The sequence below is a fragment of the Rhodococcus sp. SBT000017 genome, from assembly GCF_003688915.1.
Lineage (GTDB): Bacteria > Actinomycetota > Actinomycetes > Mycobacteriales > Mycobacteriaceae > Rhodococcoides.
In genome coordinates this window covers 3,787,675-3,803,484 of the sequence record NZ_REFU01000001.1, presented here as the reverse complement: position 1 = coordinate 3,803,484, position 15,810 = coordinate 3,787,675, and the positions used below count along the sequence as shown (strand labels likewise).

Sequence of the window (15,810 nt, the reverse complement as noted above, 5' to 3'; positions counted from 1 at the left end):
TCTACTCGGCCCGCTTGGCCGCACGTGCCGCGAGGTCCTGGGCGTCGAGCTTGTCTGCTTCTTCGAGGGTCGGTGCGCTGCCGCCCAATCGCGCCGGAACCCAGTACGCGCCCGGCTCGTGGTGGTAGCTCTCCTGCAGTTCCAGCAGCATCTTCTGCATCACTGTGCGCAGTTTCTCGGTCAGCTCGTTCGGTGGGCCGACCGGCGGCAACGGCTCACCGACGGCGATCGAGATGGGAGTGTTGGTGCGGCCCAACCGTTTCGGATATCCCTTCGTCCACACACGCTGCGCACCCCAGATGACCGTCGGGATGATCGGCACGCCTGCCTCGATGGCCATGCGCGCTGCGCCGGACTTGAATTCCTTGATCTCGAAGCTGCGGCTGATGGTCGCCTCCGGGTACACGCCCACAAGCTCGCCGTTGCGCAGGCTCGCCACGGCCGACTTGTACGACTCCGCGCCTGCTCCACGATCGACGGGGATGTGCCGCAGTGCACGCATGATCGGGCCGGAGATCTTGTTGTCGAAGACTTCCTTCTTCGCCATGAACCGGATGTAGCGCTTCACCCGTCGCGGCGGTAGCCCGGCGTAGGTGAAGTCCATGTATCCGGTGTGGTTGACGGCGATGACGGCTCCGCCGGTGGCAGGGATGTGTTCCTCGCCCTCGACGTCGAATTTCAGGCCCTCGAACGCGAACACTGCACGAGCGATGCCGATGACTGATCGGTAGACGGGTTCCACAGTCCGTTAGCGTAGTCGGTGGACGATGCCGGAGAAAAGGTCCGGGAGATGACAGGTCCGGTCGAAAGCAACGGGGGAGAAACGAAGTGAAGAACACTGCGGCATCACCACGGCGGACCAGGGTCGTCCGAACCGCGCTGCCGCTGATCGCAACGCTGGCCCTGGTGGGGGCCTGCGATTCCGCAGTCGGACTGCCGTCCGAACAGTCCGGGGCGACGAGCAACACCACCGAGGCAACGACGTCGACGACAACTCCGACCACGGCCTCCGCGACCACCACCACGCCCCCACCGATTCCGCCCGGCCCACCCGTCGGCGAGGTTCCCGGTAACCCCGATGCCGCGATGGCGCTGCGACCGTTCGTGGGCGACCTCACCGGCGGCGGAATCGGCGTCGTCACGGCACGGTGCTGGACGGTTCCGCCCACCGACGTTCCGACCATGTACGTCGACCCCGAGGCCATCCTCGCTGCCGTTGCCGCCCCCGGCGTCGACGGCCAGTACGCGGTGACGTGGACCGGGCCCACCGCGACGGTCAGCGTGAAGCGCAGTGAGATCGCCTCCGGCTACGCATGCCCCACCGTCTACCCCACCGGCACCGCCCCCGTGTTCGACGCGGCGGACGCGGTCTACACCGTCGATCGCTATCTGGGGCGTCTCGCCGGAATTCCGGTCAACCCCAGCGATATGGAAGAGACGTACCCACTGGTGTGTGACGGCCGTCAGACCTGGGATGCTCTCGGCACCGGCGTTCCCACTGTCCCGCCGCTGGTGGCCGATCCCGACATCCTGCCCGGCATCACCTCGTTCGACCCCGACAGCGTGTTCGTCACCGGGCAGAACGGCATCTACACCCAGGTCAACGCAGACATCATCGACGCAGCCGGGGTGTACCAGAACCGCACGTTCGTGCTGGCCATCGGCGGCGAGGGTTACTGCATCGGCGACATCGCCTGAGCCGACCCAACTAGCGCAGAACATCCGTCCCGACGAAAGGAACCAGCGCCTCGGGGACGCGGACGGTGCCGTCGGCCTGCTGGTGGTTTTCGAGGATCGCGACGATCCAGCGGGTGGTGGCGAGGGTTCCGTTGAGGGTCGCTGCGGTCTGCGGCTTGCCGTTCTCGTCGCGGTAGCGCACGCCGAGGCGTCGGGCCTGGAAGGTCGTGCAGTTCGAGGTGGAGGTCAGCTCGCGGTAGGCCTGCTGGGTGGGAACCCATGCCTCGCAATCGAATTTGCGAGCGGCCGAGGAGCCGAGGTCGCCGCCTGCGGTGTCGATGACGCGGTAGGGCAACTCGACGGCGGCGAGCATTTCCTTCTCGTACTCCAGCAGCTTCTGGTGTTCGGCGGCTGCGTCCTCGGGTTTGATGTAGGAGAACATCTCGATCTTGTCGAACTGGTGCACTCGGATGATGCCGCGGGTGTCCTTGCCATAGCTGCCCGCTTCGCGGCGGAAGCACGACGACCATCCGGCGTACCGCTTCGGGCCGTCGGCGAGGTCGATGATCTCGCCCGAGTGGTAGCCCGCAAGAGCAACTTCCGAGGTTCCGACGAGGTAGAGGTCGTCGGCTTCGAGGCGATAGATCTCGTCTGCGTGTGCGCCGAGGAATCCGGTTCCCGACATGATCTCCGGCCGCACCAGCACCGGCGGGATCATCATCGTGAACCCGTTCTTGACGGCTTTCTGCGCGGCGAGCTGGAGCAATCCCTGCTGCAGCAATGCGCCGTAGCCGGTCATGAAGTAGAAGCGCGAGCCCGAGACCTTGGCTCCGCGTTCCATGTCGATCAGATTCAGCGACTCACCGAGCTCGAGATGATCCTTGGGCTCGAAATCGAACTCCGGGATCTGCCCGACGGTCTCGAGCAGCACGAAATCGTCCTCGCCGCCTGCGGGCGTGCCGTCCTGGACGATGTTGGAGATCGCACGGTGGGCGGTGTCGAGGGCAGCGTCGGCCTCGGCTTCGGCAGCCTGAGCGGCCTTCACTTTGGCAGCAAGCTCCGATGCTCCGGCGAGCAGACCCGGACGGTCCTCGGCGGAAGCCTTGCCGACCTGCTTTCCCAACGCCTTCTGCTCGGCACGCAGCTGATCGCCGGCCAGAACCGCGGCCCGGCGGGATGCGTCGGCATCGAGAAGTGCGTCGACGAGAGCGGGGTCCTCGCCTCGGGTGCGCTGCGAGGCACGCACGGCATCGGGGTTTTCGCGAAGGAATTTCAGGTCGATCACGAGAGGGAACCTTACTTGCCGAGCAACCCCAGGTAGTCCTCGCGTCCGAACATCGTGGCGGCATCGATTGCCGACGGGTGGCCGCCGTGCGGATCGGCTCCACCGTCGACGAGCACGCGCACCACGTCGTCCTCACCTTTGAAGACCGCGCCCGCGAGTGGGGTCTGCCCTTTGTCGTTGGGCTTGTTCACATCGGCACCGCGCTCGACCAGTACCCGCACCGCGTCGGCGTGCCCGTGGTAGGCCGCGAGCATGACCAGCGTGTCGCCCGACTCGTTGTGCAGATTCACCGGAACACCTGCGTCGACGTAACTCGCCAAAGCGGCCGCGTCACCGGTGCGGGCCATCGCGAACAGTCGGCCGGCGAGCTCGCTGAGGTCGTCGTCACCTGTTGGGTCGCTCATGAGGACCGAACATACTCGGGCATGATGGAGGGCGATGTCCGGATACGAAACAGACTCCCCGCCGAGCGAGAAGTCTCGGCGAACACTGTCTGCACTCACAGCTCGACGTGGGCTCGCCATGGTTGCGGTCGGTGCGGTGCTGGCCGCGGGGGCGACGGTCTTTCTTTCCGACGGGTTCTCGACGCCCGAAAAGATCACCACCCATGCGACGGCCAGTGGGCCCGCGACCGATGGGCCAGTTTCGGCGTCCTCCTTCGGTGCTGCCGATCCGGGCGCATGCCTGCAGTGGACGCCCACCGACGATCCGGAGACGGACCGACAGGATCTCGCCGAAGTATCGTGCGCCGATCCCCATCGCTTCGAGGTGGCTCGCGATATCGACATGAGCGTCTACCCCGGCGTCGAATTCGGACCGGGCTCGCCGTATCCCGGATCCATCCGGTTCAGCGAATTACGCGACGAACACTGCGCGGCAGCCGTCGACGACTACGTCGGAGCCAAGTTCGATCCCAACGGACGCTTCGGCGTCGGGCTGATGTTCCCCAGCCAGGCCGGTTGGGCCAAGGGAGAGCGGACGCTGCGCTGCGGGGTGCAGATGCCGTCGAACACCGGCGCACTGATGGAGATGACCGGCTCGATTCTCGACCAGGACCAGTCGAAGGTCTGGCCAACCGGCACCTGCGTCGGCATCAACCAGAACGTGCCTGCCGATCCGGTGGACTGCTCGGCACCGCACGCGTACGAGGTGGCGTCGGTGATCAACCTGACGCAGCAGTTCCCCGGCGAACACCCGTCCGAGGGCGATCAGGACGCATACCTGGAAGGCACGTGCACCGACGCCGTCAACGGATATCTCGGCTCGGACACCGCACTGCGAGACAAGACGCTCACCCTGTTCTGGGACACCATCGACGTCGCGAGCTGGCTCGCCGGTAGTCGCCAGGTGACGTGCTCGGTGGGTGCCGAACTCGATTCAGGCGGCTTCGCGACCATCGTCGGCACCGCCAAGGGCGACATCCTCATCAACGGTGCTGCTCCCGTCCCGCCGCCCTCCGCTCCCGACGGCCGCGCACTTCCGACACCGCTGCCCGGTGCCGCCCCGATCACCACCGGAGGGTGACATTCCCACCCACATGACCCGCGTCGACTTCGAAGAAGCCGTGTCCGACGCCCTCGACACCCTGCCGCGTGAGCTCACCGACTTCATGAACAACGTGGTCGTTCTCGTCGAGGAGGAACACCCCACTGAGGACATCCTCGGGTTGTACGAGGGCATCGCACTGACCGAACGCTACGAGTACAGCGGACACCTACCGGACGTCATCACCATCTACCGCAAACCGATCCTCGAGATGGTCGACGACGAAAACGAGGCCCGACGGGAAATCGCGATCACCGTCGCCCACGAAATCGGACATCACTTCGGCATCGACGACGAGCGACTGCATCAACTCGGATTCGGCTGAGCGCACCGACCCCGCGCCCGCTCACCCCCAGGTTGGGATCAATGTGAGATTCAGTCGGTCAGACTGCAACAAAGGCGCATTGATTCCAACTGGGGGCCGGGAAAGCAGATCAAGCCGCGACGCGGTCCTGGCGGATCGGGCGAACTGCGCGGTCGGTGAGGAACGCGAAGCCCAATCCCAGTGTCAGCCACAGCGTCGCCTGGGTGGCCAGGGACGACAGTCGGAATTCCCAGAGCAGGGTTGCCGGGAAGTCCGCGCCCACCTCGTTCACGGTGGGCAGCAGCGCGTAGCCGATGCCGACCACAACCAGGAACGCCAGCAGCGGCGCGCCGACGCGAATCGCCACCGAGGTGTGAGATGCCACCACCTTCGCCACGTAGATTCCCACTGCGACGGCCAGCAGACCCAGAATCACCGTCGCCAACCACAGCCACGTGCGCTCGGTGATGGTCTCCGGATCTCCGACGGCCGGTGGATTGGCCGGGTACTTGAAGAAGGGCACCGCTTCGATGGCCAACCATCCGGCACCGGCCCCGACGAGGGCGAGTACCGATCCCGGGAGCGAGCTGAAGCGTCGCCCGTAGTGCAGCGCCGAGGCGAAGATCGCGCCGAGTGCCAGGCCGGCGAGTCCGGTGGCGAGGAACAGTCCGACGCGTTGTCCGTCCCGACCGACGAGCGCCTCGTCGCCGTGCGAGTGCACGGCAGGGGCGGCCTCGGTGTGATCGGCTCCGGTGTGATCGGCTCCGGCGTGATCGGCTCCGGCTGCTTCTTCGATGGCGATGGCCGAATCGATGTGCGGCTCACCGACGACGAAGGCGACGGCTCCGGCGAGCAACCCGGCGACGAGTCCGGCGAGCAGACCTCGCACCAGTAGTTGGACGAAGGTGCCCTGCAGCGTCGGGCCGTGGGTGTCGGTCAGTGGCATGGCAGGCCCAGCAGGTGGCGGCCGTCGTGCATCAACTCGTGCATGTACATGCCACTGCGGGAGATCGCGCCCTGATCGAAGCCGACGAGGTAGAGCACGACGAAGGCGAGCAAGATCGTTGCGGCGACGATGACGGCAAGGGCAGCCGACTCCGTCGTATTACTGGGTGCGTGAATGATTGCCATGGTGTGTCCTCCTGGGATATGCGTCCCGTAGTCCCCGCTCGAAGAACGGGGACGGCCATGCGATGAACGAGTTTTCTGACTCTCGAATTCGGACATCAGCCCGACGTCGATCACAGTGGCGCAACCGCTCCGGATTTTCACCGGATTACCTGCGTACATCGCGTCTAACCTGCGAACTGTGGCACCGAACGCGACGCTGTGTCAATCGCTGTCCTGACCTACTGCAGCTCGATGCCAGAATGACGCGGTGCCTGCGCCACAATGACACGGTGCCTGCGCCCGTGACCCGACTGATCCTGGTGAGCCACGCCAGAACCGCCGCGATGCGCACCGGCCGATTCCCCGGCGACGAACCACTCGACGACGCGGGGCTGCGCGACCTTGCTGCGGTGACCGATCTTCCCCGCGTCGACCGCGTCCTGTCCGGACCGGAAACCCGCTCGATCTCCACTGCCCGCATCTTCGGCTCGGACATCTCGGTGGAACCGGCGTTGGCCGACATCGACTACGGCCGGTGGTCCGGCCTCGAGATGACCGATCTGCCCGACGCCGACGCGCTGGCCTGGCTTGGCGATCCGGCGTTCGTTCCACCGGGTGGCGAATCCCTCGATGCGTTGTTCTCCCGCGTCGAGACGTGGCTGAGCACTGTCGGATCCACGCCAGGCCGCACGCTGGCGGTGACCTCTCCTGCCGTCGTCCGAGCCGTGGTGGTGCTGGTGTTGGCGGCCCCGGTGTCCTCGTTCTGGCGCATCGACGTCTCCCCGCTCACGCGCACATCGGTCAGCCGTCGAGGCGGCGCGTGGACTGTGGGCTCGACGGCTCAGAAGTTCGTCTGAATTTTTCTCGCGTCGAGGGAACCAAACCGAACACGGCGGCGTCCTACCTACCGACAGCGCAAAGTTCTTCGATCAGGGGGCGTGGCTCATGACCGTCATCAAGGTGGATCCGGTGGCACTGCAGCTCGCTGCCTCCGAGCTCGATGCGGTCGCCGCCCGCTTGCAAGCAGCTGTCACTGCGACGGCAATCCCCGTGCGGCCACTGCCGCCCGGCACCGACGAGGTCTCGCTGCTGACCGAGCGATTCTTCGGTACCGCGGCCGAGACCTTCGGACCTGCTGCAGCGCAGGGCATTTCGGAGTTGCACCGGGCGGCCGAGGAACTGCGGAAACAGGCCGCGGACTACGTGGCCACCGATGACGACACGGCCGGGGGCTTGCCCGGCCTACCCGGCATCTGACGCACCGAACTCGACGGCAGCAGAGAAAATGACACAACGCTCGAACATCATGGGGGCCAGAGGATGACGCTCGGAGTGACAGGTGTGGTGTGGCTGCCACGCACGGCGACGGGAAACTCGACGCGACTGCTCGGGCCAGGACCGGTGCCGTTGCATGTCGCCGGCGGGGCGTGGGGGTCGGTCGCCGCGGCGTTCACCGAGGCATCGGCGAGTATCGCCGCCGTCACCGCAGCTCTGACCGCAGGCTGGGAAGGCGAGTCGGCGCTGCTCGCTCAGGCTGCGCTCGGCCGTTTCGCGACCTGGACCGCCGCCACGGCAGTCAAGGCGGCGGCGCTATCCGTCGAGGCCCCCGCAGCAGGAACCTCCTACGGTGTCGCGTTGGCGACCATGCCCTCGCTCGTCGAAATCGGAGCCGTGCAGGCCGCCAAGGTCGCCGCAGCCTCGACGGGTGGCGTGATGAACGGCAGCTACGAGGCAGCCGAGGTGGCCGACCGACTGCTCGACATCCGCGCCGCGATGGTGATGGAGGGCTTCGAGCTGGTCTCCTCGCACCGCATCGTCAAGACCACTTTCGATCAGCCGCCGGCCATCGTCTCCGATTCCGGCAGCGGCCTCGGCAAATTCGCGAACGGCGCGCTGATGACATCTCCGGTTCAGGCCGCGATCGGCGGTTTGATGGCCGCAACCCAGAACCCCGGCGTCGCCGCGGCGGCAGGTCAGATCGGTAGTGCTGCTACCTCGATCGCCAGTACCGGCGTCTCGACCGTCGCCACCGCTGCGTCCAACATCGGGTCGAGTGCACTGTCCGGTGGCGTCGGCACCGGTACTGGATTCGCACCCGGAGGTTCGGCATCCCCCGCCGTCGGTCCGGCATCCACGCGTCCGGTGTCGTTCGGCGGCGGGGCAGGTGGAGCGGGCGGGCTCGGCGGTGGCGTCGGAATGCCCGGTTCCGCGTTGGGTCCCGCAGGTGGTGGCTCGATGCCGGCCGGTGCAGGCCAGAGCGGTCCGACCGCGTTCGGCGCACCCGCCTCGGCCGATGGCGGCGTCGCTCAGCGCGGGACGGGCGCGGCCGGTGCTCCGGCCTCCGGCACGCGCGGGCAGGCCGAGGACGACGAACACGAGACCCCGGACTACCTCAAGCAGTTCGAGCACTTCGCGGACGGCCGCACCGTTGCGCCGTCTGTCATCGGCGCGGATCCGACAGTGCCGGACACCAGCGGGAACGGCCGTTGATCGACTTGGGAACCGTGCCGGTGGGCCACACATTGCCGATCGCCGAACTCGGTGCGGACGAGATGGACTTCCTGGTCGACGAGCTGTCGATCGCCGAGCTACCCGTCGTCCTGAACGTGTTCCCGCGCTTCGACGACGCTGCGGCGCGGGATTCCGCACTGGAACGTGGCCGCGGCGCACTCGACTCGGCCGGACTGTTGGTCGGCGGCCGCGTCCACGAAGATCTCGAGCAGTGGATGCGGGTTCTCGAACAACCTCACTGGTACGTCTCGGTCCGCGTGTTCGACGTCGAGAGCGCCGAGCCCGTTCCGGCAACTCGGATCTGCGTCGCATCCGACGGTCGGTTGACGGTGTCCGCGGTGCGGCGGGACGACATGATCACCGTCCGCGCCGTCGACGGTGATCCGGCCCGAGACCTCGCGGTGTCGATCGGCTCGGCCGCGTCGTTCGACCCGGGCAGCATCAACGCGCCCACCGATCTGTTGGCCGAAGCACTCGATGCGGCACCGACCGATGTCGGAGCAACCGCGTCTCGGCTCCGCGGCATCGGCATAGCGGACGACCGCGCCGCGGCTCTGGCGTCGGCGATGGCCACCTGCGCCGGCAGAACCGAGATCACGGCCGTCGCCCGCAGGCACGGCACCCGCCACGTGGCCGGCAGACCCGTCGCCCTGTTCGACACCCGAGCCGGACGCATCGTCGCCACCTCCACCCTCGCCGCCGACGGCACGTCGTGGAGCTCACTGACCGGCGCAACGGATCGCAGAGTGACCTCTGCCCTGGCCGAGCTGATCGCATCGGCGCAGAGCATCTCCGCTAGCTGATCGGGTTGTCGGCCTTCTTGCTGCCCTTGCCCTCGAACGGCGGCAGGAACGTGCCCCATTTGGCGCAGGACCATCCTCCGCCCGGTAGCGGCAGCAGCTCGACGGTGTGGGTGTTGTCGAGGTGGTTGTCGGCCGCGAACGTGCCCTCGACGCCGGCCAGTACCGCCGCCACCAGTCGGATTGCGGCACCGTGACTGACGACAACGACGTCGCCTGCGGTGTCGTCACCCAGGTACTGCGCGCGGAGGCCGTCGAGCACCGGGACGTAGCGCTCCAACACCGAATGTCCGCTGTCGCCTCCGGGTACGGTCGCCGCCAGATCTCCGGCGTGCCAGCGGCTGAAGATCTCGGTGAACTCGCGGTGCGCGTCCGGGTCGTCGCGGTCCTCCAGATCGCCTGCGAAGGTCTCGTGAATCCCGTCGGTGACCAGCAGGGGAACCCCGGCCGCTCGCTCGATGTAGCCGGCAGTCTGCTTGGCGCGCAACGCAATCGAGGACACCAGCACCGCGGGCCGGCGACCGATCCAGGTCTGCGCATAGGCCTCGGCCTGCTGGTGCCCCAACTCGGTGAGCTCGGCTCCCGGCGGTGAGGTGTCGAGTATCTTCGCGACGTTGGCTGTGGTCTGACCGTGCCGGACCAGAATCAGTTTGCCCATCACAGATCACCGCGTCCGGCACGAATGTCTGCGACCCACTGCACGTGTTCGTCGATCGGCGGCGGTACCGAACCACCCGTTCCTGTTGCGGTGGGCCAGGATCCGAGGAACCGCAAAGGCATCTTGCGGTGGAATGCGGCCAACATCTCCGCGACGAGCGGGTCGTCGATGTGCCCGGCACAGTCGATGAAGAACCTGTACGTTCCGAATCGTGAACGGGTGGGCCGTGATTCGATGAAGGTCAGGTCGATGTTGCGAATTCCGAACTCGGCCAACGCGGCAGGCAGCGTGCCCGGATCGTTCGGCGGCTCGAGTACCACCGAGGTGCGGTCGGCACCGGTGCGCGCAGGCACCGATTGCGGCGCGGTCACCAGTACGAAGCGAGTCCGCGCGCCCTCCACGTCGATGATCCCGTCGGCCAACTGCGGCAACTTCAGGCGCTCACCGGCGAGCCGGGTCGACACCGCCGCATCGACCATTCCGGCCGCAACGTCCTCTGCTGCACCGGCATTGGACGACGCGGACTGCACCACGGCATCGGGCATGGTTGCCTGCAGCCACTGGCGCACCTGATTGAGTGCGATCGGGTAGGCGCTGACCGTGCGAGCCGAATCGAGGGTGACACCGGGACCGCCGAGAATGGTGAAGGCCACCTCGATCTCGGTCTCGGCGACGATCTGCAACCGGCGACCCTCCGACAACGCGTCGAGCGTCGGTGGAACCGCTCCCTCGATGGAGCTTTCGATGGGGACCACGGCCGCGTCGGCCGCACCAGATCGCACGGCCTCGAGCGCTGCAGGCGGGTTCGACGCCGAGATCCGCTCGACCGTCCCGTCCAGACCGACTGCGCCGAACGTTCCGAGCCTCTCGAACTGCGCAAGCGCCATCTCCGTGAACGTTCCCGATGGGCCGAAGTAAGCGATGCGAGACACGCCCCGAGGTTACGTTGTCGACGTCGACGAAGCGATCAAACCGACGTCGACGAGCCGGGCGCGGGCACGGGCGGCGTCGACGATCTCGATTCCGAGCAGCACCTCGCGCACCGCCTCGGCGGCCTCGGGGATGAGGGCCCGCAATGCGGCAACCTTCGGAGCAGCGAGGGCCGCAGCGATGTCGTCTCCGCGCAGCGACGCCACCGTCGCGGCAAGGATCGCAAGCACCTCGTCGCCGGAGTCGGCGCGGGCGACGAGGCCAACATCGGCGTGCGAGACCACGGCGAGTACGTCGGCGATGCGCCGCGGGGTGTCGGCGACGCTGATGCCCGGGGTCCGGTGGGCGAGAACGACGGCCTCCGCGGTCTCGGCCACGTCGATCGCGTCGAACACCGGGAAGACGACCAACGGCGAGGGCAACCGCAGCGTGAGCGCATCGGCGAGGTGCTCGGCCGGGGCATCGACGTCGAACCGGACGGCCTCGTAGCCGCCGGTCCGACCTGCCCGGAGCTCGTCGGGGTCGATGTCGAGGTGCACCACGATGCGCCCGAGGTCGTCCGATTCGGGCAGTGCGAGCAGGGCCGACGCCCGGACGACGGGCGGTCCGTACTCGGCTCCACGCGGGGCCGCGGCCAGCGAGTGGGCGTCGGCACAGATCGGCTGCAGCAGTCCGTGGACGAGCGCGTTCGGATCGGGTCGGTGTGGCACACCGAGGGTCAGCGGAATCGGCACGCTTTCACCGTAGACCCGGGGCTGGGTCGTTCCGCGGGCTCCACTCCTGTGGCCTGGGTCGTTCCGCGGGCTCCACTCCTGTGGCCTGGGTCGTTCCGCGGGCTCCACTCCTGTGGCCTGGGTCGTTCCGCGGGCTCCACTCCTGTGGCCTGGGTCGTTCCGCGGGCTCCACTCCTGTGGCCTGGGTCGTTCCGCGGGCTCCACTCCTGTGGCCTGGGTCGTTCCGCGGGCTCCACTCCCGGGCACGGCCTTGCGATCCTCGCCACACCGCGCTAACTTAGGTTTGCCTCACCTACTCGTCTGACCGATCGCATCGGAGGAACCCATGCTCGGCGCAACCACCACCACCGGACCGACCACTGCCGAACGCGTGCGCAGTGCCTGCATGCGCGCCGAGGGTGCCGCCCTGGCCATCGACGGCAGCGACCCGGTGATCACATCCCTGCACCACCTGCGACCCAACGGGGAGATGATCATCGCCGTCCCCACCGACTCCCTCCACAGCGCGGTCACCTGGCAGTCCTCCTGTGCCGGAACGCCCGCCGTCCTCGAACTCACCGATCACGCGCCGCTCGCTCTGCGTGAACCGGTGCGATCGTTGGTGTGGCTTCGCGGCGATCTCCGCCCGGTTCCGGAATCGCTGATGCGGCCCATGGCCGGAGCGGTGGCCGCCGAACATCCGCATCCGGCCCTGCTCGACGTCGGCCACACCACGTCGCTGATGCGGCTGATCGTCACCTCCGCCGTGGTCGCCGACAGCACCGGAGCGGAGCCTGTCGACGTCGACACGTTGCTGGCCGCCGAGCCCGATCCCTTCTGGGAAATGGAGACCAGCTGGCTCGAGCACCTCGACTCCGACCACCCGGACCTGCTCGCCCAATTGGCCCGACGCCTCCCGCCGTCGCTGCGGCAGGGTCGAATCCGGCCGCTCGGCATCGACCGCTACGGGATTCGGCTGCGGATCGAAGGCGAATGCGGCGACAACGACGTCCGGCTCGGATTCGCCGAGCCCGTCGAGGACGTCCTCTCGCTCAGTCGCGCGCTGCGCGTTCTCGCCGGCTGCCCGTTTCTGAACGGCCTACGGGCCCGAGGCTGACACCTCACTGCACGAAACTAGGGCAGACTCGTGCGGTGATCGACTTCAAGAGCTGGTTGACGCCACCGCCGCCCGCGAGCACGGCTCCCCCGCCCGATGCCCGCGAACGCACCACCATCAAGGTCGAGATCGCGATCGTCCTGCTGGTGACGTTCGGCCTGAGCGGTATGAGCAGCATCCTCTCGCTCGTCGAGGACGCGCTGCAGACCGCTGCCCTGTCCGATCAGACCGTGGCGCTGAACTCGTCGCGGTCGAGCTTCAGCCTCATCGATCTACTGTTCCAGCTGCTGAGCATTCTGCGACTGAGCGCCTGGGGAGCCCTGGGGTTGTATCTGCTGTGGCGAGCCGATCTGGCACCCCGAGCGATCGGGCTGGCCCGGCCGCGACTGAAGATCGACCTCGGTCACGGCGTCGGACTGGCCGCACTGATCGGGCTGCCCGGCCTGGCGCTGTATCTGGTGGGCAATGCGCTCGGATTCAATCTGAACGTCGTTCCCAGCGCCCTCGACGACCACTGGTGGCGCGTGCCTGCACTGATCCTGTACGCGCTGGCCAACTCCGGCGCCGAGGAGATCATCGTGGTGGCGTACCTGATCTCTCGCCTTCGCAGACTCGGTCTGAGCGAGAACGCCTCCCTGCTGTGCTCGTCGCTGCTGCGCGGCAGCTATCACTTCTATCAAGGCGTGGGCGGTGGAGTCGGAAACTTCCTCATGGGTCTGGTGTTCGGCCGCTACTGGCAGCGCACCGGCAGACTGTGGCCACTGCTGATCGCGCACGCTCTGATCGACATCGTCGCCTTCGTCGGTTACGCCCTCCTGCGCGAACATCTGTCGTGGCTCCCGTGAATCGGACGTCGAGGAAGACCGCTGTTCCCGCGACGACGGTTACAGTCGATCCGTGAACGACGACGATCGCTACGGACGGCACGGCGCGCCGGACCGGCGCACGCCGCCTCCCGGTCGAACGCCGCCTCCGGACCGAACCCCACCCGGCCGGCACGGTCGTCCCGATCCCGCGCCCCGGCCACAACCCGGTCGCGCCGCAGGTCCACCCCCGCAGCAGCCACCGGTTCCACCACGGCCCCGTCAGCAGCCACCCGGTCACCAGCCGCCCCGCCACGGCCCAACCGCCCGCCTCCCGGCCAACAGCCGCCCCCGCGTGGGTATCGTCCGGGCCAGCCGCCACCGGAGGGCACCGAGTTCATCCGACGCGACGGCCGCCCCACTCCCAGGCCGGAAGGGCCACCTCGGCCGGCACCACTCCCGCGCCACAGCCCTCAGCAGGCCTGGTCGCAGGCACCCGAACCCCGATCGGCACAGTCGTATCCAGCACAGTCGAATCCTCCGAGTTCGACGCGTCAGTACTCACGTTCCCAGGACGATCCACCGGGTCGCACCGGGTATGCGCCGCGTCAGCAGCCGGAGCCGTTCACCGAGGAGCGCAGGCAACCGGCGGCACCCGCACAGCGAGCCCTGCGCCGACCTGAACCTGCTCGGCCACAACGTGATTCGCGTCCACCCAAGGTCGCGAAGCCGCGCAAGCGCAGACGCTGGGGGCGACGTTTCCTGATCGTGTTGCTCGTTCTCGTGCTGGGCATCGGCGGCGTCGTCTACTACGTCGACAGCTCGTTGACGCGCGTGGACGCCCTCACCTCGTATCCCGGGCGCATCGGCGACACCCCCGGCACCAACTGGCTTCTCGTCGGATCGGATTCGCGAGCCGGCCTGACGCCGGAGCAGGAAGCCTCGCTCGCGACCGGCGGCGAGGTGGGCCCGAGCCGCACCGACACGATCATCCTGATCCACATCCCCGAGGGCAGCGGTGCGCCCACGATGGTCAGCCTGCCGCGCGACTCGTACGTGTCGATTCCGGGCAACGGCCAGGACAAGCTCAACGCGGCCTTCGCATTCGGCGGGCCACCACTGCTGGTACAGACGGTCGAGGGTGCAACCGGTGTGCACATCGATCATTACGCCGAGATCGGATTCGGCGGCTTCGCCGGGATCGTCGACGCGGTCGGTGGAGTCAACGTGTGCGTGCAGAATGCGATCGACGATCCGTTGGCGGGCATCAACATCGCCGCCGGCTGCCAGGATCTCACCGGAGCCGAGGCGCTCGGATTCGTGCGATCCCGCGCGACGGCACTGGCCGACATCGACCGCATGAACAACCAACGCGCGTTCATGTCTGCACTGCTCGAAAAGGCAACCAGCGCTTCGACTTTCCTCAACCCCCTGCGGTTGTGGCCGCTGGTGTCCGACACCGCGTCGTCGTTGAGCGTCGACGAGGGAGATCACATCTGGAACCTCGCCGCGTTGGCCTGGGCGATGCGCAGCGGTCCGGTGACCACAACGGTGCCCGTCGGCGGATTCCAGGACTCCGACGTCGGAAACGTGCTGTTGTGGGACGACACTCGCGCTCCGGCATTCTTCGACGCCATTGCGCAGGACCGCGAGATCCCGCCGGAACTGCTGACCGGCGGCCCCTGAGGGCCACAGCACAACGGTAGGTTGTGGACCATGACATCGCCGTCTGCCCCGCCCGCCGCCACACCCGGTACGTCGTTCCACGATCTTCTGCGCGCCCAGGTGCGGCACGAGTTCACCGCATCGCAGCAGTACGTCGCCATCGCGGTGTGGTTCGACCGCAACGATCTGCCGCAGCTGGCCACGCGTTTCTACGCTCAGTCCGCCGAAGAACGTCGGCACGCCATGATGATGATCCGTTTCCTCATCGACAATCGGCTCGAGGTCGACGCGTCGGGCATCGACGACGTGGTGACGGTATTCCAGTCGGTCATCGAACCGGTGGAACTGGCGCTGGCTCAGGAGTCGACGGTGACCGAACAGATCACCGCGTTGGCGCGCGCTGCCCGGGCCGAGGGCGACTACATCGGCGAGCAGTTCACCCACTGGTTCCTCACCGAGCAGGTCGAGGAGGTGGCAGCGATGCAGAGTCTGCTCAACATCGTTCGCCGAGCCGGATCCAACCTGTTCGACATCGAGCAGTACGTCGCTCGCGAGATCGGCTCCACGGTGATCCGCGCCACCAATGCCCCGAAAGAAGCCGGAAGGGCGTAGTTTGCGCCCTGCTCAGGGCAGACATTTAGGATCGACTGTATTAGGCCACGTTCGCCTCAATAAGGCTGGACTTGGATGAC

19 protein-coding genes and 1 riboswitch are annotated in these 15,810 nt (G+C 67.3%); of the genes, 11 read left to right on the top strand and 8 right to left on the bottom strand.

All coding sequences use genetic code 11. The features are described 5' to 3' along the window. Position 1: 1 nt before the first annotated feature. On the bottom strand, positions 2-742 hold the full coding sequence (locus AYK61_RS17875) for a 1-acyl-sn-glycerol-3-phosphate acyltransferase (RefSeq protein WP_121871795.1): 741 nt from the start codon (positions 740-742) through the stop codon (positions 2-4). A gap of 86 nt (positions 743-828) precedes the next feature. Here AYK61_RS17875 and AYK61_RS17870 point away from each other — a divergent pair, with 86 nt between their 5' ends. Further along, positions 829-1,698: a hypothetical protein gene (locus AYK61_RS17870; protein ID WP_121871794.1), complete on the top strand. Its 870-nt coding sequence runs from the start codon at positions 829-831 to the stop codon at positions 1,696-1,698. A 10-nt stretch (positions 1,699-1,708) separates the two neighbouring features. On the opposite strand, the gene serS is transcribed toward AYK61_RS17870, so the two are convergent. Next, a complete protein-coding gene (gene serS / locus AYK61_RS17865) occupies positions 1,709-2,962 on the bottom strand; it encodes a serine--tRNA ligase (protein WP_121871793.1) in 1,254 nt (417 codons plus the stop codon). An 11-nt stretch (positions 2,963-2,973) separates the two neighbouring features. After that, on the bottom strand, positions 2,974-3,366 hold the full coding sequence (locus AYK61_RS17860; protein ID WP_121871792.1) for an ankyrin repeat domain-containing protein: 393 nt from the start codon (positions 3,364-3,366) through the stop codon (positions 2,974-2,976). Between the two features lie 34 nt (positions 3,367-3,400). Here AYK61_RS17860 and AYK61_RS17855 point away from each other — a divergent pair, with 34 nt between their 5' ends. Then, complete coding sequence (locus AYK61_RS17855) at positions 3,401-4,486, top strand: septum formation family protein (protein ID WP_121871791.1); 1,086 nt, start codon at positions 3,401-3,403, stop codon at positions 4,484-4,486. Between the two features lie 13 nt (positions 4,487-4,499). Continuing rightward, entirely contained in the window at positions 4,500-4,832 is a 333-nt protein-coding gene (locus AYK61_RS17850) for a metallopeptidase family protein (RefSeq protein WP_082073870.1), read from the top strand. Between the two features lie 109 nt (positions 4,833-4,941). Here the strand turns inward: AYK61_RS17850 and AYK61_RS17845 are convergent, their stop codons facing one another. Together AYK61_RS17845 and AYK61_RS17840 are read right to left on the bottom strand one after the other, a co-directional pair. Next, complete coding sequence (locus tag AYK61_RS17845; protein WP_121871790.1) at positions 4,942-5,757, bottom strand: CbtA family protein; 816 nt, start codon at positions 5,755-5,757, stop codon at positions 4,942-4,944. Further along, positions 5,748-5,942 (bottom strand): CbtB domain-containing protein, encoded by a 195-nt coding sequence (locus tag AYK61_RS17840; RefSeq protein ID WP_032396459.1) that lies wholly within the window; start codon positions 5,940-5,942, stop codon positions 5,748-5,750. Before AYK61_RS17840 ends, AYK61_RS17845 begins: the two co-directional genes overlap by 10 nt. 71 nt (positions 5,943-6,013) lie before the next feature. Beyond that, positions 6,014-6,089: riboswitch (cobalamin riboswitch) on the bottom strand. A 122-nt stretch (positions 6,090-6,211) separates the two neighbouring features. Between AYK61_RS17840 and AYK61_RS17835 the strand changes: the two genes are divergently transcribed. The 4 genes from AYK61_RS17835 to AYK61_RS17820 all read left to right on the top strand — a co-directional run bounded on the left by AYK61_RS17835 (position 6,212) and on the right by AYK61_RS17820 (position 9,235). Continuing rightward, positions 6,212-6,778 (top strand): histidine phosphatase family protein, encoded by a 567-nt coding sequence (locus AYK61_RS17835; protein ID WP_121872863.1) that lies wholly within the window; start codon positions 6,212-6,214, stop codon positions 6,776-6,778. Between the two features lie 88 nt (positions 6,779-6,866). Continuing rightward, a complete protein-coding gene (locus AYK61_RS17830; protein ID WP_037186570.1) occupies positions 6,867-7,178 on the top strand; it encodes a PE family protein in 312 nt (103 codons plus the stop codon). A 63-nt stretch (positions 7,179-7,241) separates the two neighbouring features. After that, the gene (locus AYK61_RS17825; protein ID WP_183130338.1) at positions 7,242-8,411 is read left to right on the top strand and encodes a PPE domain-containing protein; all 1,170 of its coding nucleotides are present in this window, start codon (positions 7,242-7,244) and stop codon (positions 8,409-8,411) included. Continuing rightward, complete coding sequence (locus tag AYK61_RS17820) at positions 8,408-9,235, top strand: ESX secretion-associated protein EspG (protein ID WP_121871789.1); 828 nt, start codon at positions 8,408-8,410, stop codon at positions 9,233-9,235. Before AYK61_RS17825 ends, AYK61_RS17820 begins: the two co-directional genes overlap by 4 nt. Here AYK61_RS17820 and AYK61_RS17815 read toward each other — a convergent pair. From AYK61_RS17815 to AYK61_RS17805, 3 genes are read right to left on the bottom strand one after another with little or no spacing between them, the layout of a single operon-like run. Further along, entirely contained in the window at positions 9,228-9,893 is a 666-nt protein-coding gene (locus AYK61_RS17815; RefSeq protein WP_121871788.1) for a histidine phosphatase family protein, read from the bottom strand. The two genes, AYK61_RS17820 and AYK61_RS17815, sit on opposite strands and share 8 nt — an antisense overlap. Continuing rightward, entirely contained in the window at positions 9,890-10,822 is a 933-nt protein-coding gene (gene pheA, locus AYK61_RS17810) for a prephenate dehydratase (protein ID WP_121871787.1), read from the bottom strand. Before pheA ends, AYK61_RS17815 begins: the two co-directional genes overlap by 4 nt. A gap of 9 nt (positions 10,823-10,831) precedes the next feature. Further along, positions 10,832-11,554 carry a hypothetical protein gene (locus AYK61_RS17805; protein WP_121871786.1) on the bottom strand — a complete coding sequence of 241 codons (723 nt, stop codon included), beginning with the start codon at positions 11,552-11,554 and terminating at the stop codon, positions 10,832-10,834. Between the two features lie 325 nt (positions 11,555-11,879). Here AYK61_RS17805 and AYK61_RS17800 point away from each other — a divergent pair, with 325 nt between their 5' ends. The 4 genes from AYK61_RS17800 to AYK61_RS17785 all read left to right on the top strand — a co-directional run bounded on the left by AYK61_RS17800 (position 11,880) and on the right by AYK61_RS17785 (position 15,730). Continuing rightward, positions 11,880-12,650, top strand: coding sequence for a DUF2470 domain-containing protein (locus AYK61_RS17800; protein ID WP_121871785.1), 771 nt, complete (start codon positions 11,880-11,882; stop codon positions 12,648-12,650). A gap of 35 nt (positions 12,651-12,685) precedes the next feature. Beyond that, on the top strand, positions 12,686-13,495 hold the full coding sequence (locus AYK61_RS17795; RefSeq protein ID WP_183130480.1) for a type II CAAX endopeptidase family protein: 810 nt from the start codon (positions 12,686-12,688) through the stop codon (positions 13,493-13,495). A 357-nt stretch (positions 13,496-13,852) separates the two neighbouring features. Next, positions 13,853-15,139: an LCP family protein gene (locus tag AYK61_RS17790; RefSeq protein WP_259468200.1), complete on the top strand. Its 1,287-nt coding sequence runs from the start codon at positions 13,853-13,855 to the stop codon at positions 15,137-15,139. A gap of 30 nt (positions 15,140-15,169) precedes the next feature. After that, a complete protein-coding gene (locus tag AYK61_RS17785; RefSeq protein ID WP_121871783.1) occupies positions 15,170-15,730 on the top strand; it encodes a ferritin in 561 nt (186 codons plus the stop codon). Positions 15,731-15,810 lie beyond the last annotated feature (80 nt).

Excerpts from the sequence above, each read along its gene's own strand:
- AYK61_RS17850 (WP_082073870.1), top strand. The coding sequence starts at position 4,500 with ATGACCCGCGTCGACTTCGAAGAAGCCGTGTCCGACGCCCTCGACACC.
- AYK61_RS17830 (WP_037186570.1), top strand. The coding sequence starts at position 6,867 with ATGACCGTCATCAAGGTGGATCCGGTGGCACTGCAGCTCGCTGCCTCC.
- AYK61_RS17785 (WP_121871783.1), top strand. The coding sequence starts at position 15,170 with ATGACATCGCCGTCTGCCCCGCCCGCCGCCACACCCGGTACGTCGTTC.
- AYK61_RS17860 (WP_121871792.1), bottom strand. The coding sequence starts at position 3,366 with ATGAGCGACCCAACAGGTGACGACGACCTCAGCGAGCTCGCCGGCCGA.
- AYK61_RS17800 (WP_121871785.1), top strand. The coding sequence starts at position 11,880 with ATGCTCGGCGCAACCACCACCACCGGACCGACCACTGCCGAACGCGTG.
- AYK61_RS17825 (WP_183130338.1), top strand. The coding sequence starts at position 7,242 with ATGACGCTCGGAGTGACAGGTGTGGTGTGGCTGCCACGCACGGCGACG.
- AYK61_RS17855 (WP_121871791.1), top strand. The coding sequence starts at position 3,401 with ATGTCCGGATACGAAACAGACTCCCCGCCGAGCGAGAAGTCTCGGCGA.
- AYK61_RS17845 (WP_121871790.1), bottom strand. The coding sequence starts at position 5,757 with ATGCCACTGACCGACACCCACGGCCCGACGCTGCAGGGCACCTTCGTC.
- AYK61_RS17840 (WP_032396459.1), bottom strand. The coding sequence starts at position 5,942 with ATGGCAATCATTCACGCACCCAGTAATACGACGGAGTCGGCTGCCCTT.